Origin of the sequence: Nocardia sp. CA-119907 (assembly GCF_050955995.1) — a bacterium.
In the GTDB taxonomy this organism is placed as follows: domain Bacteria; phylum Actinomycetota; class Actinomycetes; order Mycobacteriales; family Mycobacteriaceae; genus Nocardia.
Genome location: NZ_CP192091.1, coordinates 8,448,284 through 8,468,219 on the forward strand (window position 1 = coordinate 8,448,284; position 19,936 = coordinate 8,468,219).

The 19,936-nt window shown below is 66.8% G+C and carries 22 protein-coding genes; 14 read left to right on the top strand and 8 right to left on the bottom strand.

The genetic code is table 11. The annotated features are described in order from the left end of the window. Positions 1-40 precede the first annotated feature (40 nt). Positions 41-745 (bottom strand): enoyl-CoA hydratase-related protein, encoded by a 705-nt coding sequence (locus ACQP2D_RS38160; RefSeq protein WP_433680770.1) that lies wholly within the window; start codon positions 743-745, stop codon positions 41-43. Between the two features lie 491 nt (positions 746-1,236). Here ACQP2D_RS38160 and ACQP2D_RS38165 point away from each other — a divergent pair, with 491 nt between their 5' ends. Continuing rightward, positions 1,237-2,016, top strand: coding sequence for a purine-nucleoside phosphorylase (locus ACQP2D_RS38165; RefSeq protein ID WP_433680771.1), 780 nt, complete (start codon positions 1,237-1,239; stop codon positions 2,014-2,016). Then, a complete protein-coding gene (locus ACQP2D_RS38170; RefSeq protein WP_433680772.1) occupies positions 2,017-3,525 on the top strand; it encodes a phospho-sugar mutase in 1,509 nt (502 codons plus the stop codon). Positions 3,526-3,577: 52 nt separating this feature from the next. On the opposite strand, the gene upp is transcribed toward ACQP2D_RS38170, so the two are convergent. Further along, positions 3,578-4,201: a uracil phosphoribosyltransferase gene (upp, locus tag ACQP2D_RS38175; RefSeq protein WP_433680773.1), complete on the bottom strand. Its 624-nt coding sequence runs from the start codon at positions 4,199-4,201 to the stop codon at positions 3,578-3,580. A gap of 153 nt (positions 4,202-4,354) precedes the next feature. Between upp and ACQP2D_RS38180 the strand changes: the two genes are divergently transcribed. From ACQP2D_RS38180 to ACQP2D_RS38200, 5 genes are all read left to right on the top strand, one after another. Further along, positions 4,355-4,663, top strand: a complete 309-nt coding sequence (locus ACQP2D_RS38180) for a hypothetical protein (RefSeq protein ID WP_433680774.1) — start codon at positions 4,355-4,357, stop codon at positions 4,661-4,663. A gap of 4 nt (positions 4,664-4,667) precedes the next feature. Beyond that, on the top strand, positions 4,668-5,792 hold the full coding sequence (locus tag ACQP2D_RS38185; protein ID WP_433680775.1) for an NlpC/P60 family protein: 1,125 nt from the start codon (positions 4,668-4,670) through the stop codon (positions 5,790-5,792). Positions 5,793-5,812: 20 nt separating this feature from the next. Beyond that, the gene (locus tag ACQP2D_RS38190) at positions 5,813-6,163 is read left to right on the top strand and encodes a hypothetical protein (RefSeq protein WP_354961722.1); all 351 of its coding nucleotides are present in this window, start codon (positions 5,813-5,815) and stop codon (positions 6,161-6,163) included. Between the two features lie 135 nt (positions 6,164-6,298). Next, positions 6,299-6,646, top strand: a complete 348-nt coding sequence (locus ACQP2D_RS38195; RefSeq protein WP_433680776.1) for a YbaB/EbfC family nucleoid-associated protein — start codon at positions 6,299-6,301, stop codon at positions 6,644-6,646. A gap of 26 nt (positions 6,647-6,672) precedes the next feature. After that, positions 6,673-7,941 (top strand): primosomal protein, encoded by a 1,269-nt coding sequence (locus ACQP2D_RS38200; RefSeq protein ID WP_433680777.1) that lies wholly within the window; start codon positions 6,673-6,675, stop codon positions 7,939-7,941. 274 nt (positions 7,942-8,215) lie between these two features. On the opposite strand, the gene ACQP2D_RS38205 is transcribed toward ACQP2D_RS38200, so the two are convergent. From ACQP2D_RS38205 to ACQP2D_RS38215, 3 genes are all read right to left on the bottom strand, one after another. After that, entirely contained in the window at positions 8,216-8,872 is a 657-nt protein-coding gene (locus ACQP2D_RS38205) for a hypothetical protein (RefSeq protein WP_433685890.1), read from the bottom strand. Between the two features lie 472 nt (positions 8,873-9,344). Next, complete coding sequence (locus tag ACQP2D_RS38210) at positions 9,345-10,442, bottom strand: adenosine deaminase (protein ID WP_433680778.1); 1,098 nt, start codon at positions 10,440-10,442, stop codon at positions 9,345-9,347. A 391-nt stretch (positions 10,443-10,833) separates the two neighbouring features. Continuing rightward, the gene (locus ACQP2D_RS38215) at positions 10,834-12,117 is read right to left on the bottom strand and encodes a thymidine phosphorylase (protein WP_433680779.1); all 1,284 of its coding nucleotides are present in this window, start codon (positions 12,115-12,117) and stop codon (positions 10,834-10,836) included. A gap of 123 nt (positions 12,118-12,240) precedes the next feature. On the opposite strand from ACQP2D_RS38215, the gene ACQP2D_RS38220 reads away from it, so the two are divergent. Then, positions 12,241-12,453, top strand: a complete 213-nt coding sequence (locus ACQP2D_RS38220) for a hypothetical protein (RefSeq protein WP_433680780.1) — start codon at positions 12,241-12,243, stop codon at positions 12,451-12,453. Positions 12,454-12,464: 11 nt separating this feature from the next. On the opposite strand, the gene ACQP2D_RS38225 is transcribed toward ACQP2D_RS38220, so the two are convergent. Beyond that, the gene (locus ACQP2D_RS38225) at positions 12,465-12,866 is read right to left on the bottom strand and encodes a cytidine deaminase (protein ID WP_433680781.1); all 402 of its coding nucleotides are present in this window, start codon (positions 12,864-12,866) and stop codon (positions 12,465-12,467) included. Positions 12,867-13,164: 298 nt separating this feature from the next. Here ACQP2D_RS38225 and sdhC point away from each other — a divergent pair, with 298 nt between their 5' ends. From sdhC to ACQP2D_RS38245, 4 genes are read left to right on the top strand one after another with little or no spacing between them, the layout of a single operon-like run. Then, a complete protein-coding gene (gene sdhC, locus ACQP2D_RS38230; RefSeq protein ID WP_433680782.1) occupies positions 13,165-13,563 on the top strand; it encodes a succinate dehydrogenase, cytochrome b556 subunit in 399 nt (132 codons plus the stop codon). Positions 13,564-13,565: 2 nt separating this feature from the next. Further along, positions 13,566-13,997, top strand: coding sequence for a succinate dehydrogenase hydrophobic membrane anchor subunit (locus ACQP2D_RS38235; protein ID WP_433680783.1), 432 nt, complete (start codon positions 13,566-13,568; stop codon positions 13,995-13,997). Between the two features lie 15 nt (positions 13,998-14,012). After that, positions 14,013-15,779: a succinate dehydrogenase flavoprotein subunit gene (sdhA, locus tag ACQP2D_RS38240; RefSeq protein WP_433680784.1), complete on the top strand. Its 1,767-nt coding sequence runs from the start codon at positions 14,013-14,015 to the stop codon at positions 15,777-15,779. Next, positions 15,779-16,549, top strand: coding sequence for a succinate dehydrogenase iron-sulfur subunit (locus ACQP2D_RS38245; RefSeq protein ID WP_433680785.1), 771 nt, complete (start codon positions 15,779-15,781; stop codon positions 16,547-16,549). The genes sdhA and ACQP2D_RS38245 overlap by 1 nt, the downstream gene beginning before the upstream one ends. A gap of 67 nt (positions 16,550-16,616) precedes the next feature. Here ACQP2D_RS38245 and ACQP2D_RS38250 read toward each other — a convergent pair whose 3' ends face one another. Beyond that, complete coding sequence (locus ACQP2D_RS38250; protein ID WP_433680786.1) at positions 16,617-17,300, bottom strand: JAB domain-containing protein; 684 nt, start codon at positions 17,298-17,300, stop codon at positions 16,617-16,619. A gap of 148 nt (positions 17,301-17,448) precedes the next feature. Here ACQP2D_RS38250 and ACQP2D_RS38255 point away from each other — a divergent pair, with 148 nt between their 5' ends. Further along, complete coding sequence (locus tag ACQP2D_RS38255; RefSeq protein WP_433680787.1) at positions 17,449-18,987, top strand: alpha/beta hydrolase; 1,539 nt, start codon at positions 17,449-17,451, stop codon at positions 18,985-18,987. Positions 18,988-18,996: 9 nt separating this feature from the next. Here the strand turns inward: ACQP2D_RS38255 and ACQP2D_RS38260 are convergent, their stop codons facing one another. Beyond that, positions 18,997-19,200 (bottom strand): type II toxin-antitoxin system VapB family antitoxin, encoded by a 204-nt coding sequence (locus ACQP2D_RS38260; RefSeq protein WP_354960944.1) that lies wholly within the window; start codon positions 19,198-19,200, stop codon positions 18,997-18,999. Positions 19,201-19,318: 118 nt separating this feature from the next. Between ACQP2D_RS38260 and ACQP2D_RS38265 the strand changes: the two genes are divergently transcribed. After that, entirely contained in the window at positions 19,319-19,879 is a 561-nt protein-coding gene (locus ACQP2D_RS38265; protein WP_433680788.1) for a DUF4396 domain-containing protein, read from the top strand. Positions 19,880-19,936 lie beyond the last annotated feature (57 nt).

The window sequence follows — 19,936 nt, forward strand, 5'->3', positions numbered from 1 at the left end:
GATGCGCTGGCGCACGCCCGGGATTGCGATCAGCCTGAGGTTATTCCCCGGCGAACGCCAGATTCTCCGGCGTCGTGGGGGAAGCGAGACCGGCGAGCGCCTTGGCGTGCAGCGCGCGCTTGATCACCGGCAGATTCGGCTTGCGATTTGCCGCGAGTGCGGCGGCACGCTCGATCGCGGACTTCAGCAACTCATCAGCATCGGCTTTCGCATCGACAATGCCCGCGGTGATGGCCGCGTCGGCGGCGAAGCGGTGACCCGCGGTCATGGCCTGTACGCAGACCTGGTTGGTCAGTCGCTCGGTGAGCAGCGCGTTCATGCCGACGGTGAACGGCATGCCGAGGTGCACCTCGGGCAGGCACCAGAAACCGCGGTCGGCGCGCATCACCCGGAAGTCGTGCGAGGTGGCCAGCATGGCGCCGGCGCCGAAGGCGTGGCCGTTGACGGCGGCCACCGTCGGCATCTGGAAGGTGAGCAGTCTGGTGTAGATGCTGTGCACCCGGTCGAGGTAGCCGTGCATCTTGTCCACATTGCCGAACAGCCAGTCGGTATCGAGGCCATTGCTGTAGAACTTCCCGGTCGCCGTGGTGACCAGCGCCGCCGGCCCCTCGGACGCCTCCACCTGGTCGAGCAGCCCGTGGAATTCATCGATCCAATCCGGATGGAAACGGTTCTCGCTGTCGGTCCGCCCCTCGCTCCCGAGGTAGACGACGAACACATCCCCTTCACGTTCCAGATACGGCATGCGTGCAGCGTAACGGGTATACGGCAGCACACCTACTCGCGGGTAGCAAACCTTCGGCGGGCCTGTGCTCACGTCCCACGTGCGCGGCGATGGGCCCCCCAACCTGTCGCCACGAGTCTGACGCGTCATCATTCGGGGTCCCCCGTGGCCGAGCGGCCAAAGGCAGATGCGACCACCGGCAAGCCGCACTCCCGTCCCAGCCCCGAAGCGAGTCCCGCGGCCCGTCTCGCGTCCAAGTCGTCGAAGCGCATGCGCCGCAGGCACGAACCTCGACCACCGGACAGTGCACCTCGGGCACCGAACTACCCGCTCGAGGCAACCACCACGGAGCGAGTCTTACGAGCGACCATTCGCGGCCCGTCTCGCGTCCGAGCCGTCGAAGCGCATGCGACGCCGTCGCGATTCTCGACGGCTCGGACGCGAGACACCAGGGGGCCGCGAACACGCAGCGCCGCAGGCGCTGCAAATCAGATAGAGCTATCGTGATCTTCATGCTTGCCGAACAGGCCGCGAAGGCGATTGCCGAACGTACGGGAGTGGAGCGGCACCGGGTCGCGGTGGTGCTCGGATCGGGCTGGCAGGACGCGGCCGCGGAGATCGGTGCGCCGCGTGCGTCGATACCGATGCCGGAGCTGCCCGGATTCGGGACACCCAGCGCCCAAGGGCATGTCGGGATGGTGCATTCCGTCGCCGTCGACAACACTCCGGTGCTGCTGCTGATGGGACGTCAGCATCTGTACGAGGGGTATCAGCCGAGTGAGGTCGTGCATCCGGTGTGTGCCGCGATCGCGGCGGGCGCGGAAACCGTGGTGCTCACCAATGCCGCGGGCGGGATCCGCGACGGGTTGCGCGTGGGTGATCCGGTTCTCATCGGCGACCATCTCAATCTCACCGGCCGCACACCATTGACCGGCGCGACCTTTGTCGATCTCGTCGACGCGTGGGATCCCGAATTGCGGGCGCTGGCAAGGGAAATCGACCCGAGTCTGACCGTGGGCGTCTATGCGGGTCTGACCGGACCACAGTACGAGACGCCCGCCGAGATCCGGATGCTGCGCACCATGGGCGCGGATCTGGTCGGCATGTCGACGGTGCTCGAGGTGATCGCGGCGCGCGCGCTCGGCGCCCGGGTGCTCGGCATTTCACTGGTCACCAACCTCGCCGCGGGCGTCACGGGTGCGCATCTGTCCCATGCCGAGGTGCTCGCCGAAGGACATGCGGCCGCACCGCGACTCGGCAAACTGCTGCGCGGCGTACTGGAACGGCTCTAGATGCTGCGCTTCGGCACCGCCGGGCTCCGCGGGCCGCTGCAGGACGGCCCCGACGGCATGAACCTGGATACGGTCAGCCGGGCGACGGCGGGGCTGGTGGACTGGTTGCGCGGGCGCTGCCTGGGCGGCGGCGCGGTGGTCGTCGGACGCGACGCCCGGCACGGCTCCGCCGAATTCGCCATCGCCACCGCGGAAATCTTTGCGGCCGCCGGGTTTCCGGTGACGCTGCTGCCCCGCCCGCTGCCGACGCCGATCGTCGCCTACGCGGTGCGTGAGCTGGGAGCCGTTGCCGGAGTGCAGATCACCGCATCGCACAATCCCGCGACGGATAACGGCTACAAGGTGTATCTGGACGGCGGTTCGCAGCTGATCGCACCGGCCGATACCGAGATCGAGCGCTGCATCGAGGCGGTCACCGAACCGATCGCCCGCACGCCGGTCACCCCGGCCGACGATGATCTGGTGCGCCGCTACCTCGATCGGGTGGCCCGGCTGCCCGAGTTGATCGGCGGGCCCGGCGAACGCGCCGACATCCGAATCGTCTTGACCCCGCTACATGGTGTCGGCGGCGATACGGCGGTGGCAGCCTTGGCCGCGGCGGGATTCCAGCATGTGCACGTCGTCGGTGAGCAGTTCGCGCCCGACGCCGACTTCCCCACCGTCGCCTTCCCGAATCCCGAAGAGCCCGGCGCCACCGATCTGCTGCTCGCCACGGCCACCCGGATCGGCGCGGATATCGCCATCGCCCTCGACCCGGACGCCGATCGCTGCGCCATCGCGATACCCGACGATCAGGGCCGCAACGGCGGCTGGCGCATGCTGCGCGGCGACGAAACCGGTGTGCTGCTCGGTGATTGCGTAGTGCGCACCGCACCGCCGGATTCGCTCGTGGCGACCACCGTCGTTTCGTCCCGACTGCTCGCCAAGCTCGCCGCCGCCCGCGGCGCGCGCTATGCCGAAACGCTGACCGGCTTCAAATGGCTGGCCCGGGCGGGCGACGGTCTGGTCTACGCCTACGAGGAGGCCATCGGTCACTGCGTGGACCCGGCCGCGGTTCGCGATAAGGACGGCATCTCCGCGGCGGTGCTCGCCGCCGACCTCGTTGCCCGCCTGAAGACCGCCGGCCGCACTCTCGCCGACGAACTCGACGACTACGCGGTCGAATTCGGCCTGCACGCCACCGACCAGGTCGCCCTTCGCCTCCCGACCCCGGCCGCCGCAGCGGATCTGGTGAGTCGACTGCGCGCGGCCCCGCCCCACGAAATCGTCTCCGAACCGGTGAAATTCACCGATCTGCTCCAGGTCCGTGGCCGCATGCGCACCGACGCACTGATTTTCGAGGGATCCAGCTCCCGCATAGTGGTCCGCCCATCCGGCACCGAGCCGAAACTCAAGTGCTACCTGGAAGTGGTCGAACCGGTCACCGACCGGGCGGCCCTCGCTGCCGCACGAACCGCTGCCGAGCAACGCCTCACCGAACTGCGAGCGTTCTGCGCAGCGTTGTCATGAAGGCCTCGCACCGCACCGATTGCTGGGCAACGGATCTGGATCTCTATCGCGCTCAGCGGGGGCCGAATTGACGGTCGCCCGCATCGCCTAGACCGGGAACGATATAGGCGTCGGAGTTGAGGCCGGTATCGACGACAGCGGTGACCAGGCGCACGGGCAGGCCCGAATCGGCAAGGGCGGCAATGCCTTCGGGGGCGGCGACGACGCAGACCGCGGTGATGTCGGTGGCGCCGCGGGCGGCGAGCAGCTGCAGGGTGTGGCGCATCGAGCCGCCGGTGGCCAGCATCGGGTCGAGGACGAAGACCGGCAGGTCGGACAGGTCGTCGGGCAGCGACTCCATGTACGGGACCGGCTGATGGGTGGTTTCGTCGCGGGCGATGCCGACGAAACCGACTCTGGCGTCAGGGATCAGCTCGGCGGCCGCGTCGACCATGCCGAGTCCGGCGCGCAGCACCGGCACCAACAGCGGCGGCTGTGCCAGGCGCGTCCCTTCGGCGCTGGCCACCGGCGTGGTGATCGGAAAATGGGTCACCGGCGCTTCGCGCAGCGCCTCGTAGATCAGGATTCCGGTGAGATCGCGCAGTGCCGCACGGAAAACCGGATTTGCCGTGCGGGCATCGCGCATCGTGGTCAGCAGGGCGGCGGCGAGTGGATGGTCCACGGTGTGCGTGCGCATGAGGGAACGATAAGGTCGAAATCGCGTTCGGCGGCGAACCTCCACCCGAATTTTTTTCGAACGGCTGGAACCGATCGGTAAGGCAGCGCGTCGAACTAGGTGGATGACGTACTCTGCCTGGGAACAACAGATGGGGGAAGCACTATGCGAAAGATGTCGGCGGACACCGAGGGCATAACCGCCTACGGCGCGACCGCCGCAACCATGTCCGGTGATCTAGCCGCCGCCGGGGTGAGCGCCGCGGCCGCAGATCCCACGCTCCTCGGTCCCATCATGGGCTTGATCGGGGGTGATTTCATGGCCGCCTATACCGCTGCGCACGCCGGGCACGTCGCGTCCATCGGTCAGTTGTCGGCGGTGCTCGCGAGCATGGGCGGCGCGGCCACCAGTTCGGCCGTCGTACTCGAGGAAACCGACCTGAACAATGCCGCCGGGCTGAACGCCACCGGACTGGACGGGTGACGCGGTGATCGATGTCAGCGCCCTGGTCCAGCCACTGCTCGACCTGCTCTCCAGCTTCGGCACCGGCGTCCTACCCACCGGCGGGCCCGCCGACGCACTGACTTCCACCTCCACCGCCATCGACCAGGTGCACGCGGTCGGCCGCAACAGCATCAACCAGGTGAACAACGCATGGGACGGCGAGGCCGCCGACGCCGTCACCGCGAAGGCGCTGCGGGTGCAGACCTCCGCCGCCACCATTTCCGACCGCGGCAACGATATGGCCACCGTCGTGAATCAGGCTGCCGCCCAGGTCGAATCGGGCCAGAAGGATCTGAACGGGATCGTCCAGTCGTTCGTGAACCAGGCCACGAGCCTCGGCCCGGCACTGGCCACACCGGAGGGTCTGACGGTGCTCGTCAGCTCCGCGATCGACCACATCGGCCAGGGGCTGAATGTGGTCGGCCGTGTGCGCAATGAACTGGATACCCAGACCGCGTCGATGAACGAGCTGACGCCCGCACCGTCGACGCCATCGCTGTCCAATATCGCCAGCACGGTCAGCACCGCCACGCAGGGTGCGTCGCAGTTGTCCTCGACCGTGGGCACTGTCGCGAGCGGTGCGGGCAGCGTACTGAGCAGCCTGATGAGCTCTGCCAGCAAAGCGAGCACGACGACCGCGAGCACGGCGTCGACCACCAAACCGAATACCAGCAGCACGACCGGGACCGGACAGTCGTCGACCTCGGGCAAGGGTGTGAAGATCACACTGCCCGACGGCAGCGTCGTGGAGGCCCCGAACGAGAAGGCGGCGACGGCGGTCAAGGCGGCCATCGGCGCCGTCGGCACGCCGTATGTGTGGGGTGGCAATTCGCCCGGCTCCGGACTCGACTGCAGCGGCCTCACCCAATACGCCTACGGCGAAGCGGGCGTCGATCTGCCCCGGCTGGCCCAGGAACAGGGCAACGGCCATATGCAGGTGTCACCCGGCGATCTGATGCCGGGCGATCTGGCCGTCTGGGATGGCCACGTCGCCATGGTGATCGGCAACGGGCAGTTCGTCGAGGCCGGTAATCCGGTCCAGATCAGCTCGGTTCGAACGGACAACATGGGTATGAACTTCTACGGCTTCTACCGGCCGACCTCTTAAGTGAGCGGAGCGAACGAATAATGTCCCAGCCCCAGACCCCACCGATACCGAATGTGACGGTGGCGTCGAGCAGCAACCGATCGGGCACCATCTCGGTCCGTGCCACCGATCAGGGCATGCCGATCGAGATCAAGTTCGAGCGCAGCGAATACCGTTACGGCGCACAGACTCTCGCCGATGAGATCCTGCGGCTCACCAAGCGCTCCACCGTCGCCGCGCGAGCCCGCCGACGCGAACTGCTCGCCGAGGCTGGCATGCCCGCCGACATCCTGGACAAGCTCGGACTGCCCACCCGCCAGGCCGCGGTGGACGAGCTGGACCGGATCGATGACGCGGACACGGGACCGACGAGCTGGATGAGGCCGGTATGAGCGAGCCGACGATGAGCACAATGGCAGACGAGCTGACGTCGAGTGAGGCGCGGGCATGAGCGAGCGCAGCGAGCGAACAAAGGACAGAGCCGCCATCGCGGTCATGACGGAACCGAGCGTCAGCGAGGTGCGGGCATGAGCGCGGAGATGGACGCGTTGGTCGCCAACGCGACCGCGAAACTGGAGGCGCTCGAGGCCGCGCTGTACGGCCTGAAGCAGGTGCACGGCCGGTTCCGCACCGAGGATGGCACGGTTGGCGTCGAGGTGAACAGCGACGGCGCACTGGTCGCGCTGAGCCTGTCGGAGTCGGTCACCGCACTGCCGCCCGCCGAGGTCGGCCAGCTGATCGTATGGGCCTGTCGCCAGGCCGCCGAGGACGCGGGCGCACAGCGTTCGAAGGTCGTTGCGACACTGAACGAGTCGTTCGCGGTGGCGCCGGAGGGTGCTCAGGGAAGCGTTGGGGGCGGGCCGGATAGTCACTGACTCGGAAGGTCGATAGGCTTCCGCACATGGCTTCTGGAGACATCGTCCCGATCGAGCTCGGCCTGACCGACGGCGATCTCGTCACCCTGTGGGCACCGCGCTGGCGCGACGGTGACGACGAGTGGGAGGCGTTCCTCGGACATGAGGACTCCCTCTACGGTTTCGAGACCGTTGCGGAGCTGGCCGCGTTCATTCGGACCAACTCCGATAACGATCTTGTCGACCATCCCGCATGGAAGGTCGTGGCCGGGCTCTCGGCGGTGGAACTGGAGCCGGAGGAGAACTTCACCTTCGATCTGGTCGGTGTGCCGGAGCTGGTCGCGAGCGATCCCGATGTGGACACCATCGCCGAACTCGACGACACGCTCAGCATGGTGCGCAATATCGGCGAGGTGTGCGAGCTGGAGACGGTCACCAAGTTCTTCGGGTCGCATCCGGTGGTCGGCGCGCTGGCCAGTGGCGTCAGCGCGTTCGTCGGGCGCGATGGCGAAGAGCTGTGGGATCAGATCGGCGCCGCCATCGCCAAGGGCTGGGACGACGTCCTCGACGCCATCGACTCCGTGGTGCAGACCCCCGAGGTCGACGCCGAGGCGGTCGCGGTCGCGGAGGCCGAACTGCTCGCTGCGGAGGAGAACGTCGTAGACGCCGACGACGCCGCCGACAGCGAGGAGGACGAGGAGTTCGAATCCGTCGACCTCGATGCGGACGACGAGGACGAAGAAGACGAGGACGAGGAGGAAGACGATTCGTTCTGGCACGAGGTCGGCATCGACCCGGTCAAGATCGTCACCTCCGACGGCAGCTACTTCACGTTGCGCTGCTACCTCGACGACGAGCCGATCTTCCTCGGCAAGGACGGTGCCATCACGGTCTTCGGCTCCGAACGCGCACTGGCCCGTTACCTGGCCGATGACCACGAACACGATCTGGCGCGGGTGAGCACCTACACCGACGTGCAGACCGCCGCGGTCGACGGATCGCTCGAGGTCGAGGTCACCGACGAGAACGTATACGTGCTGCCCGGACTCGCCGACGATCTGAGCGAGGGCCCGGAGGCGGTCGATATCGAACAGCTCGATCTGGCGGTCGAGTTGTTCACCGATGCCGCCGATTACGCCGATGACGACACTGTCGAGCAGGCACTCGCCCAGTCGACCCCGCTCGGCTGGTACGTCTCCTACCTGCTCAACCCGGACCCGACCCGCATGGCCCCGAACCCGCCCTTCACCGCCGAAGCCCAGAGCTGGCGCGATCTGGAGCGAAACTTCGAGTCCCGACTCACACCGCAGAAGTAGGCCCGCCTACACCGAGCACATGCCGCCGACCCGCGATTGCGGATCGGCGGCATTTTGCAACGTCAGAAGCCCACTCCGTCTCGGGCATCGCATCGGTCGCTGGACGAATGGTGCAGTGGTGGTCTTCGGTCGGCTCCCGCAACGCACGGAAGGATTCGACCACCTACCGGTCACGATCAGTACACGGCTTGCGACTGGACCGAACATACTCACGTCGATCCGGTGGTCCTGGTAGTCGAGCAGGATCGTGGCCGGTGGTCGAGCGGCTCGGCGATTAGGTCAATCGGATCCAAATCTGTTCAGCTCGGCCGAGCAGACGGTTGTCGGAGCCGTATACGGCGGTGGACGCGAACGACTTGCGGCCTTGCTCGCCGTGACTCTCCCCGACCACCACGCAGGGTTCACCGATCTCGGGGAGGTCGTGTACGGCGGCGGTCATGGAGCCGAGAAGGGCGGGGCGGTCGAACATTTCGGGGAGGGACCAGCCACCGGGACAGTCCATCGCGGCCCACAGCACCGCGGGGCCCATCGGCAGTGAGTCGTCGGGGGTCCACGGTGCGGCGACGCGGCCTTCGCCGACGACACCCGCTTCGATGCGCAGGCCATCGGCGCGGCCACTGCCGCAGACGAAGCAGGACGCGAACATATCGTTGCTCTGATAGGACCCCGACGCCTCGGCAGCATCGGCATACGCGACGGGTTGCGGTGCGGTGCGCTCGAATTCGCCCGCACGCATTTGAGCGACCAATGTCTCGCCATCGAGCAACTCGCCGTCCCGAATCCGCAGCGGCGTCTCCAGCGGCGGCGGGCTGCGCAGAATTACGGTCACCGCACCGTCATCGGTTCCCGCACGCTCGGCCAGCAGGCCGCTCACATACCCGCCGTTCCCAGAGTCGGGCGGACCATTGAATCGACTCGGAATCAGCACCATCGTCACACTTAGCCACGGTAACGGCCGCGTCATTGGGTGCGTTCAGCGCACCGGAAAATGGCAGATCTCCCAGTTCAGGTCAACTCGATCCTCAGCCGATCACCGACTCGCGGGCCGCCGGAAGTTCACACCGCGCTCCTCCAGCAGCGCTCGACGCCAGCGGGCAACAACCAAGACAGCGGGTAAGGCGGCGGAGTTCGGCGCCGAGGTGATCACCTGGGTCGAGGTGGTCGGGCTCGAGGCGAGCAGATCCGCGCCGACCGTACCCTTCGCGACGGCGCACTGGGAGCGCTATGGCCGTCGCACTCGACCTCGACGCCGTCCTCAGCCGGTTCGCCGCCGAGTCACCGCAGGCGAGGAACCTGTCGGGTGCGCCCGAAACCAGCGGACAGCGCTCAGAGCGGCCGGCGTGCTCGAGACCGCTGGGCAATGGGTTTCGTGGCCGGTGCACGAAACCCATTGCTGCGGAACGTTATCCGAGCAGGACCGCGTAGCCCGGCTTGATGATGTCGTCGATGATGCGTAGGCGGTCGGGGAAGGGGATGAATGCGGACTTCATCGCGTTGATGGTGAAGCGTTCGAGGTCGCTCCAGCCGTAGCCGAAGGTTTCCACCAGTTTGAGCATCTCCTCGCTCATGCTGGTATCGCTCATCAGGCGGTTGTCGGTATTGACCGTGACCCGGAAGCGCAGCCGCGCCAGCAGATCGAAGGGATGCTTGTCCAGCGATGGGACCGCACCGGTCTGCACATTCGAGGACGGACACAGTTCCAGCGGAATTCGCATATCCCGCACATAGTTCGCGACCAGACCGAGTTCGGCGTCCTCGATCGCACCCGGCACGTGGATGTCGTCGGTGATCCGCACGCCGTGCCCGAGCCGATCGCAGCCGCAGAACGCCAGCGCCTCGTGGATGGACGGCAATCCGAACGCCTCACCTGCGTGAATGGTGAAATGCGCGCTATTGGCTCGCATGTATTCGAAGGCGTCCAGGTGGCGGCTGGGCGGGAAGCCCGCCTCCGCGCCCGCGATATCGAATCCGCCGACGCCTCGATCGCGCCAGCGCACCGCGAGTTCGGCGATCTCACGCGAACGTGCCGCATGCCGCATGGCGGTGAGCAGGCAGATCACCACGATCGGGCGCCCCGCGGCGGCCGCGGCCGCCGCACCCTGCCGGAATCCGGCGAGGGTGTGCTCGACCACCTCGTCCAGCGTCAGGCCGCGCTCCAGATGCTGTTCTGGCGCGAAGCGCACCTCGGCGTAGACCACGCCATCGGCGGCGAGGTCTTCCGCGCATTCCCGAGCGACGCGGCGCAGGCCCTCCGGGGTCTGCATCACCGCGACGGTGTGCGCGAACGTCTCCAGATAGAGCTCGAGCGAGCCGCTGTCGGCCGCATCGCGGAACCACGCCGCCAGCGCGGCCTCATCGGTGGCGGGTAGGTCGTCGTAACCGCAATCGGCGGCGAGCTCCAACACCGTCGCGGGCCGCAGACCACCGTCGAGATGATCGTGCAGCAGCGCCTTGGGAGCTTGGCGGATCGAGGCAAGCGTCAAAGGCATCGGTCCTGTCATGACCACACGTTAGCCGCACCGACCCCTCCATGCGGCTGTGATTGCGCTCTCCGCCGCCCTCACCCGAGACATCGCCCTCAATATGCCTGCTCGAGTGGCAGATCGCCGCACCATGCCGTAGCGGAAACCACCCCACACCAGTCAAGAGGCAACGTAGCGGTCGGTTTCCTACCCGCCCCGCAAACCCCGCCGACAACGCAGCGGGCCGCAAATCAACTCGCGTATACCTCGGCTGAGTTGGCTGCACCGCGCATCGGATGCCAGTCGATCGATGCACCATGACAGCAGCAACCACGTACAGCGAGCGATCCACGCGCGGCAGCGAGCCCGCGCGCAGTGGACGGAGCCGTGTTCACCAGGCGAATTCGATGCCGTGCTGGAGATTGCTGGGTCAGGGGGCGATGCGGTCCAGGATCAGCGGGGCTGGTGGGGGCGGGGTTCCGATGGTGATTGCGTCGGTGAGGGCAGCGAAGGCGCCGGGGAAGGCAGCGGGGGTGTCGGTGTGCAGGGTGAGGAGGGGCGCGCCTGCTTTCACGGAATCGCCGGGCTTGGCGTGCATTTCGATGCCAGCGCCGAATTGGACGGGATCGCCCTGCCGGGCGCGGCCCGCGCCGAGTCGCCACGCGGCGATGCCGACGCCCATCGCGTCGAGGCGGGTGAGCACTCCGTCCTCGTCGGCCCGCACGATCTCGGTGTGCTTCGCGCGCGGCAGGGGTGCGTCCGGGTCACCGCCCTGCGCCTCGACCATCGCGCGCCAGTGGTCCATCGCGCGACCGTCGGCGAGGACATCGGCCGGGTCGATATCGAGTCCGGCCTGGGCGACCATCTCGCGCGCGAGCGTGAGCGTCAGTTCGACCACATCGGCGGGGCCGCCGCCCGCAAGCACCTGCACCGACTCCGCGACCTCGAGCGCATTGCCCGCGGTGCGGCCGAGCGGGGTGTCCATCGCGGTCAGCAGTGCCACCGTCCGGACCCCGGCATCGGTGCCGAGTTCGACCATCGCCGTTGCCAATTCGCGTGCGCCGTCCAAGGTTTTCAGGAAGGCTCCCGAGCCGACCTTGACATCCAGCACCAGCGCGGCGGTGCCCTCGGCGATCTTCTTGCTCATGATCGAGCTGGCGATCAGCGGAATGGATTCCACCGTCCCCGTCACGTCGCGCAGCGCGTACAGCCGCTTGTCCGCCGGAGCGAGATCCGCGCCCGCCGCGCACACCACCGCACCGATGCCGGGATCGGCCAGTATCTCCCGCATCCGCGCCACCGGCACATCGGCCCGCCACCCCGGGATCGCCTCGAGCTTGTCGAGCGTCCCGCCGGTATGTCCGAGCCCGCGCCCCGACAGCTGCGGCACCGCCGCACCACATGCCGCGACCACTGGCGCGAGCGGCAGCGTGATCTTGTCGCCCACCCCACCGGTGGAATGCTTGTCCACGGTCGGCCGCGGCAGATCGGTGAAGTCCATCCGCCGCCCCGACGCGATCATGGCATTCGTCCATCGCGCGGTCTCCCGCCGCGTCATCCCCCGCCACACGATCGCCATCGCCAGCGCCGCCATCTGCTCGTCGGCCACCGCCCCCTTGGTGAATCCGTCCACTACCCAGTCGATCTGCGCATCCGACAGCTCCCCGCCGTCCCGCTTGGCCGTAATGATCGAAACCGCGTCCACTGCCGTCACATCGGCCAGTCTGGCACGGGACACGCTCGAGCCCTGGTACTTGTCGGTGCCCTCCGATAGCCTCTGCGCATCATCGAGTCGACGTTTGGGGGAGCAATGACGCACGCACACATGGACCGCCGCGTGACGGATCTCGAGACCCGTATCCGCGAGGCCGAGGAGGGCTTCGGCGAGTCCCAGTTGAAACTGACGCGACGCGTCACGGCAATCGAAATTGTGCAGAAAAGAAGCTTCTGCCGAATCCTCGAGCACCTCGGCGTTCCCGCCGACGAAGTCTCGCGGATCACGGCCACGACCGATTCCGAGATCGACGCCGTTCTCGAAGAAGACTGCTGAGGCACTCAGCCCTACTGCTGCCCGGCATCCAGATCGTCGGGCCCGAAGGCGTCGGGCAGCAGGCTTCGCAGCGGAACGGGTCCGGCCTTGTGGTCCACCAGGAGATCGGGTCCGCCGTGTTCGTAGAGCAGCTGACGACAACGGCCGCACGGCATCAGGATTTCGCCCCGAGAATCGGTGACGGAGAGTGCGAGCAACCGCCCGCCACCGCCCGCGAATAAGTTACCGATGAGTACACATTCGGCACACAGGCCTAATCCATATGAGACATTTTCCACATTGCAGCCGCTCACAATTCGGCCGTCCGAACTGAGAGCCGCAGCGCCGACCGGAAACCGCGAGTATGGCGCATAGGCATTGCGCATAACTTGAATTGCCTTGTCGCGCAATACTTTCCAGTCGATTTCCGACATCGATAACCCCTCATGAGCCGAGCTTCACTTGCCCGCGCAAGGGCCACGACAGAACCCTCCACGCATCAAGAAAGGTAAACCTAACTCGCTCGACTGTAGCGCAACGCACGGTACGCCGAATTAGTTCCGCGATTGCGAGGGGATTAGAGTCCAGATCAGATCGGTTCAGGTTCCCGGCGGCGGGCCCCGCGCGAGCTATTTGGAGCAGCAAAGCGCAGCCACCTGGGCATTTACATCCACGTCGCCTGCCTCGGACTTGCAACCGGGTCCATCAACGACGTTGGAGGCACCGCACTCTATGACCACGATAGAAGCTCCGGCACAGCCGAAGCGGAAGACGCTGTACCGAGGCGACCCCGGAATGTGGTCGTGGGCGCTGCACCGGATCACCGGTGTCACCATCTTCTTCTTCCTCTTCGTGCACGTCTTGGACACCGCGCTGGTTCGGGTCAGCCCCGATACCTATAACCGCGCCATCGAGACCTACAAGAACCCCATCGTCGCGCTGATGGAGATGGGTCTTGTCGTCTGCGTGCTGTTCCACGCGCTCAACGGCGTACGCGTGATCCTGGTCGACTTCTGGAGCAAGGGCCCGAAGTACCAGAAGACGATGCTCTGGGTGATTCTCGCCATCTGGTTCCTGCTGGTGGTTCCGGCCGTCGGTCGCCAGTTCTTCTACCTGTTCACGGAGCACTGATCATGAGCGCACCTGTTCTCGGTAAGTCGTACGACCGGCCCGCGAGCCTGGACCTGCCCCGCTCGCCGCGCGCCCGCTCCAACAACAACTTCGAGAAGTACGCGTGGCTGTTCATGCGCTTCTCCGGCCTGCTGCTGATCGTGCTGGTCCTGGGCCACATGGCGATCATGCTGCTGCTCGACGGCGGCGTGAAGCGACTGAACTTCGCCTTCGTCGCGGGCCGGTGGTCCAGCCCGTTCTGGCAGTTCTGGGATCTGTCCATGCTCTGGCTGGCCCAGCTGCACGGCGGCAACGGCCTGCGCACCGTGATCGCGGACTACTCGCGCAAGGACTCGACCCGGTTCTGGCTGAACACTCTGCTGGTCATTTCGATGATCCTGGTCGTGGGCGCCGGCACCTACGTCATCTTCACCTTCGACCCCAACATCAGTTAGGAACAGGCGAACTCGATGAGTGAATCCCGGATTCAGGAGCACCGCTACGACGTCGTCATCGTCGGTGCCGGTGGCGCCGGTATGCGCGCGGCGATCGAGGCCGGTCCCCGGGCCCGCACCGCCGTCCTGACCAAGCTCTACCCGACCCGCAGCCACACCGGCGCGGCACAGGGCGGCATGTGCGCCGCACTGGCCAATGTCGAAGAGGACAACTGGGAATGGCACACCTTCGACACCGTCAAAGGTGGTGACTACCTGGTCGACCAGGACGCCGCGGAGATCATGGCCAAGGAGGCCATCGATGCGGTGATGGACCTGGAGAAGATGGGTCTGCCGTTCAACCGGACGCCCGAGGGCAAGATCGACCAGCGGCGCTTCGGCGGTCACACCCGCGATCACGGTAAGGCCCCGGTCCGCCGCGCGTGCTACGCCGCCGACCGCACCGGCCACATGATCCTGCAGACGCTGTACCAGAACTGCGTCAAGCACGACGTGGAGTTCTTCAACGAGTTCTATGTGCTCGACCTGGTCATGTCCGAGACCGACCGCGGTCCGGTGGCGACCGGTGTGGTCGCCTACGAGCTGGCCACCGGCGACCTGCACGTCTTCCACGCGAAGTCGATCATCTTCGCCACCGGCGGCTCCGGCCGGATGTACAAGACCACCTCGAACGCGCACACGCTGACCGGTGACGGTATGGCGATCGTGTTCCGCAAGGGTCTGCCGCTGGAGGACATGGAGTTCCACCAGTTCCACCCGACAGGTCTCGCCGGTCTCGGCATTCTGATCTCGGAGGCGGTCCGCGGTGAGGGCGGCATCCTGCGCAATGCCAGCGGTGAGCGCTTCATGGAGCGCTACGCCCCCACCATCAAGGACCTCGCGCCGCGTGACATCGTCGCCCGCTCGATGGTGCTCGAGGTGCTCGAGGGCCGCGGCGCCGGACCGAACAAGGACTACGTCTACATCGACGTGACCCACCTGGGCGAGGATGTGCTCGAGGAGAAGCTGCCCGACATCACCGAATTCGCCCGCACCTACCTGGGCGTGGACCCGGTGAAGGAACTGGTGCCGGTCATGCCGACCTGTCACTACGTGATGGGTGGCATTCCGACCCGGATCCGCGGTGAGGTGCTGCGCAACAACACCGATGTGGTGCCCGGCCTGTACGCCGCCGGTGAGTGCGCGTGCGTGTCGGTGCACGGCTCCAACCGGCTGGGCACCAACTCGCTGCTGGACATCAACGTCTTCGGCCGTCGCTCCGGTATCGCCGCCGCCGAACATGCCCTGCGCACCGAGTTCGTCGACATGCCGGAGAACCCGGCGCAGATGGTCCAGGACTGGCTGGCCATGCTGCTGTCGGACCACGGCAACGAGCGCGTTGCCGATATCCGCACCGAGCTGCAGTACACGATGGATATGAACGCCGCCGTGTTCCGCACCGAGGACACGCTCAAGCAGGCGCTCACCGATATCCACGCGCTCAAGGAGCGCTACACCCGAATCACGGTGCAGGACAAGGGCAAGCGCTACAACAGCGACCTGCTCGAGGCCGTCGAGCTCGGCTTTCTCCTGGAGCTGGCCGAGGTCACCGTGGTCGGCGCGCTCAACCGCAAGGAATCGCGCGGCGGCCACGCCCGCGAGGACTACCCGGACCGCGACGACGTGAACTTCATGCGGCACACGATGGCCTACAAGGAGGGGTCGGAGCTCATCTCCGATATCCGCCTCGACTTCAAGCCGGTGGTGCAGACCCGCTACGAGCCGATGGAGCGTAAGTACTGATGACTTCCGTACTCGAAACACCCCCGCAGAAGTCCGCACCGGTCCCCGAGGGCTCGGTCATGGTCGACGTGAAGATCGCCCGGTTCAACCCGGAGGACGATAAGGGCGCGCACTGGGAGACCTTCCAGGTGCCGGTGCTGCCGACCGACCGGTTCCTGAACGTGCTCATCTACATCAAGTCCTACCTGGACGGCACGCTCACCTTCCGCCGCTCCTGCGCACACGGTGTCTGCGGTTCGGACGCCATGCGGATCAACGGTGTCAACCGGCTGGCCTGCAAGGTGCTGATGAAGGACATGCTGCCCAAGGGCGGCAAGAGCCTCACCATCACCGTCGAGCCGATCCGCGGCCTGCCCGTGGAGAAGGACCTCGTGGTGAACATGGAGCCGTTCTTCGACGCGTTCCGTGCCGTGAAGCCCTATCTGATCACCTCGGGTAACGAGCCGACCCGTGAGCGCATCCAGAGCCAGGCCGACCGCGCCCGCTTCGACGACACCACCAAGTGCATCCTGTGTGCCTGCTGCACCACCTCCTGCCCCGTGTACTGGAGCGACGGCAGCTACTTCGGCCCGGCCGCGATCGTGAACGCACACCGCTTCATCTTCGACAGCCGTGACGAAGGCGCCCGCGAACGCCTCGACATCCTCAACGATGTCGAAGGCGTTTGGCGCTGCCGCACCACCTTCAACTGCACCGAGGCCTGCCCCCGCGGTATCGAGGTCACCAAGGCCATCCAGGAAGTCAAGCGCGCTCTGCTCTTCGCCCGCTGACCAAGGCCACCCCGAAGGCCGTCTTCATCGAAAGATGAAGACGGCCTTCGTCGTTTCCGCGGTCGCGTCATTCGCTGGACCTGGTCAGTGGGGTGGCGCTGGCCCACCCCGCGCCCGCGATCACCAGGTGGTCAAGGAAGCGCAGGCCGACGGTGCGGGCGGATTCGAGCAGGAGGGTGGTCGCGCGGCGGTCATCGAAGCTGGGGGCCGGATCGCCGGAGGGGTGGTTGTGGACCACGGCGAAGGATCGGCCATCGTGGCGCAGCACGGTGTTCAGGATTTCGCGGACCGGGACGGCGACCCGATCGATCGCGCCCTCGGCGACGAATACCTTGTGCCGCAATCGGTTCTGGGCATCGCACACCAGCACCAGGAGCCGTTCCACCCGGGCGCCGGTGAACAGCGGCAGCGCGACCCGGACGATATCGGCGGCCCCGTCCAGGCGCGGTGCGGTGTCCGGGCGGTCGCGCGCTCTGCTGCCGAGATGGAAGGCGGCGATGATCGCCGCGGCCTTGGCCACCCCGACGCCCGCCCGCCGCGATAGCTCCTCGGGCCGCGCGGCCGCCAAACCGGCGATACCGCCGTGCTCGGCGAGCAGTTCGGCCGCCATATCCAGCACGCTCTCCCCGCGCCGCCCTTGGCGCAGCAGTACGGCGAGCAACTCGCTATCGCTGAGCGCGTGCGGGCCGAGGGTGAGCAGCCGCTCCCGCGGCCGCTGATCGAATGGCAGTTTGGCGATGGGTACCGACATCAATCCCCCTCGAATGCGGTGCGATTCCCGCATCATGCCAGCCGCCACCGACAGGTCGGCCGTGGTCCGGCTGCGACCGCGACCACGGCCTGCGCACCGTCACCGGGTCGGGCAGACTGAGGCGAGCAGTTCCGACGATGGGGATCGAATGCTGAACTGGCGCAATCGGAGTGCGCGGCGAATCGGACAACCGGCTTGGCTCGCCGCGGCACTCGTACTCGCGGCCGCCTGCGGCGCACAGCCCGAGACGGTGCAGAGTCCGCGCCTCGACAACACCCCGGGTCTGGGCAAGTACTACCGCCAGACACTGGTGTGGGGCTCGTGCGAAAGCTTCGACGGCGGTGCGGATCTCACCACGGCCGGACTCGAATGCGCTCGGGTCGCGGTACCCATCGATTACGCCGCGCCCGATGGCAGAACGGCGCGCGTCGCGATCTCACGATTGCGGGCACGCGGGACGAAGGTGGCATCGATCCTGACCAATCCGGGCGGTCCGGGCGGTATCGGCCTGACACTGCCCGCCGAACTCGCGCAGACACCGCTGGCCGAACGCTTCGATGTGATCGGCATCGATCTGCGCGGGCTCGGCGCGTCGACCCCGAAGCTGGTCTGCGACACCCCCGCGGAATTGGCGGCCGAACGTGCCGGTCACAGCGCCGAATACCTGCCCTTCTGGATGTCGCATGCCGAACACGACAGCATGAATCTGGCGGCCAAATGCGTGCAGCGCACCGGATTGGAGCTGCTGTCACATGTCGGAACCCGTGAATCCGCCGCCGATCTCGACATCATCCGAGCGCTGCTCGGCGAGGAGAAGCTGACCTACTTCGGCGTCTCCTATGGCACCCGGCTCGGCTCGACCTATGCCGAGCTGTTCCCGGACCGGGTCCGGGCCATGGTCCTCGACGGCGCGGCCGATCCGGCCACGAATATCGCCGATCCGGTCATCGTCTACACGGGCCTGCAGCATGCCTTCGACGCCTACGCCGCGGACTGCGTCAAGGCGCCGGGCTGCCCGATCGGCACCGATCCGACCAGGGCATCCGAGCGCATGGCCGCACTGCTGCGTCCATTGACCGCCCGGCCCGCCAGCACCAGCGACGGCCGCGGCCTCGACTACTCCGATGCCTCGACCGCGGTGATCTCGACGATGTACACCTCGAAGGCCTGGCCCGTGCTGACCCGCGGCCTGACCGAACTGACCAAGGGCAACGGCGACATCCTGCTCACCCTGGCCGACGGCTATCTCGCGCCCGAGGCGATCGATGCCGGTTACAAGACCGCCGTGCGCTGCCTCGACGATGAGCGGATCACCGATCGGGACAGCGCACTGCAACTCGACCGCCGCGTCCGCGCCGCCGCCCCCGCCTTCGACAGCGGCCACCCGAGCGAGTGGGTTCCCCTCGACGCCTGCGCATTCTGGCCGGTTCCCCCGACCAGCCGCCCGCACGTTCCCACGGTGATCGGGCTGCCGAAGGTGGTGGTCGTCTCTTCCACCGGTGATCCGGTTACGCCCTATTCGGGCGCGACGAATCTCGCCCGGGCGTTGGGCGCGGTCCTGGTCACTTATGAAGGCGTTCAACACGGTTCGTTCCTCGACGGCGTCAAATGCGTGGACGAACCGGTGCTGAAGTACCTGATCGAGCTGACCCCGCCTCGGGATGGGCTGCGCTGCCCGGTTCAGTAAACCGACCGGTCAGCTGTCTGCCGTGATCACCTCCGGGCCGGGCAGGGCACACAGCACACCGGAGGCCAAACGCTCCAGATGGTGAAGTTGCCGCTCGTGCACAACGATTCGGCGCAGCGCCTCGTTGATGGTGGCGCTGCTCGTCGACGTGCCCATGATGGCGGCAGCGGCGGCGAGCAGTTTCTGGTCGAGATCGATCCGCACGGATTTCATGCGCCCTCCTTCGTACATTCGCCATATTGCTTTATGCCGCCCGCTCATGTGCGGCAAATCGGATACAACGTCGAAGCCCGGATTTACCTAATTACCCTACGGGGGTAGAGTTCCACCCATGGAGCACGAGCACGGAACGCACGGCGATCACCACGAACACGCCGGGCACGCAGCACATTCCTCGCAGACGGCAACCACGGCGCACACTGCTCACGCGAACACCGGGCAGCACGCTCCGGCGTCGTGGCGGATGGCCGCGCAAGCCACCCTGCACTGCCTCACCGGCTGCGCCATCGGCGAAATTCTCGGCATGGTGATCGGCACCGCGCTCGGCTGGAACAACACCGCGACGATGGTGCTGGCCATCGTGCTGGCATTCTTCTTCGGCTACGCGCTGACCATGCGCGGCGTGCTGCGGGCCGGTCTGCCACTGGCCGCGGCGGTCACCACGGCGCTCGCCGCCGACACCGTGTCGATCACGGTCATGGAGATCGTCGACAATGCCGTCATTCTCGCCGTGCCCGGCGCCATGGACGCACACCTGGACACCGTCATGTTCTGGGCGACACTGGCCTTCTCCCTGGTGGTCGCGTTCGTCCTCACCACGCCGGTCAACAAGTGGATGATCGGGCGCGGCAAGGGCCACGCGGTGGTGCACTCATTGCACGGCCACCACTGATCAGCTCGCCACCGCAAGGCCCGGCACACTGCCGGTAATCACGCGAAGGAGCCCGCC

What these genes read in the sequence shown, in the direction of transcription:
- ACQP2D_RS38260 (WP_354960944.1), bottom strand. Translation starts at nt 19,200, where the DNA reads ATGAAATCCGTGCGGATCGATCTCGACCAGAAACTGCTCGCCGCCGCT.
- ACQP2D_RS38180 (WP_433680774.1), top strand. Translation starts at nt 4,355, where the DNA reads ATGTCGGCGGACACCGAGGGCATAACCGCCTACGGCGCGACCGCCGCA.
- ACQP2D_RS38255 (WP_433680787.1), top strand. Translation starts at nt 17,449, where the DNA reads ATGCTGAACTGGCGCAATCGGAGTGCGCGGCGAATCGGACAACCGGCT.
- ACQP2D_RS38210 (WP_433680778.1), bottom strand. Translation starts at nt 10,442, where the DNA reads ATGACAGGACCGATGCCTTTGACGCTTGCCTCGATCCGCCAAGCTCCC.
- ACQP2D_RS38225 (WP_433680781.1), bottom strand. Translation starts at nt 12,866, where the DNA reads ATGTCGGAAATCGACTGGAAAGTATTGCGCGACAAGGCAATTCAAGTT.
- sdhA (WP_433680784.1), top strand. Translation starts at nt 14,013, where the DNA reads ATGAGTGAATCCCGGATTCAGGAGCACCGCTACGACGTCGTCATCGTC.
- ACQP2D_RS38200 (WP_433680777.1), top strand. Translation starts at nt 6,673, where the DNA reads ATGGCTTCTGGAGACATCGTCCCGATCGAGCTCGGCCTGACCGACGGC.
- ACQP2D_RS38170 (WP_433680772.1), top strand. Translation starts at nt 2,017, where the DNA reads ATGCTGCGCTTCGGCACCGCCGGGCTCCGCGGGCCGCTGCAGGACGGC.
- ACQP2D_RS38235 (WP_433680783.1), top strand. Translation starts at nt 13,566, where the DNA reads ATGAGCGCACCTGTTCTCGGTAAGTCGTACGACCGGCCCGCGAGCCTG.
- ACQP2D_RS38245 (WP_433680785.1), top strand. Translation starts at nt 15,779, where the DNA reads ATGACTTCCGTACTCGAAACACCCCCGCAGAAGTCCGCACCGGTCCCC.
- sdhC (WP_433680782.1), top strand. Translation starts at nt 13,165, where the DNA reads ATGACCACGATAGAAGCTCCGGCACAGCCGAAGCGGAAGACGCTGTAC.
- ACQP2D_RS38250 (WP_433680786.1), bottom strand. Translation starts at nt 17,300, where the DNA reads ATGTCGGTACCCATCGCCAAACTGCCATTCGATCAGCGGCCGCGGGAG.
- ACQP2D_RS38265 (WP_433680788.1), top strand. Translation starts at nt 19,319, where the DNA reads ATGGAGCACGAGCACGGAACGCACGGCGATCACCACGAACACGCCGGG.
- ACQP2D_RS38205 (WP_433685890.1), bottom strand. Translation starts at nt 8,872, where the DNA reads ATGGTGCTGATTCCGAGTCGATTCAATGGTCCGCCCGACTCTGGGAAC.
- ACQP2D_RS38190 (WP_354961722.1), top strand. Translation starts at nt 5,813, where the DNA reads ATGTCCCAGCCCCAGACCCCACCGATACCGAATGTGACGGTGGCGTCG.
- upp (WP_433680773.1), bottom strand. Translation starts at nt 4,201, where the DNA reads ATGCGCACGCACACCGTGGACCATCCACTCGCCGCCGCCCTGCTGACC.
- ACQP2D_RS38195 (WP_433680776.1), top strand. Translation starts at nt 6,299, where the DNA reads ATGAGCGCGGAGATGGACGCGTTGGTCGCCAACGCGACCGCGAAACTG.
- ACQP2D_RS38160 (WP_433680770.1), bottom strand. Translation starts at nt 745, where the DNA reads ATGCCGTATCTGGAACGTGAAGGGGATGTGTTCGTCGTCTACCTCGGG.
- ACQP2D_RS38165 (WP_433680771.1), top strand. Translation starts at nt 1,237, where the DNA reads ATGCTTGCCGAACAGGCCGCGAAGGCGATTGCCGAACGTACGGGAGTG.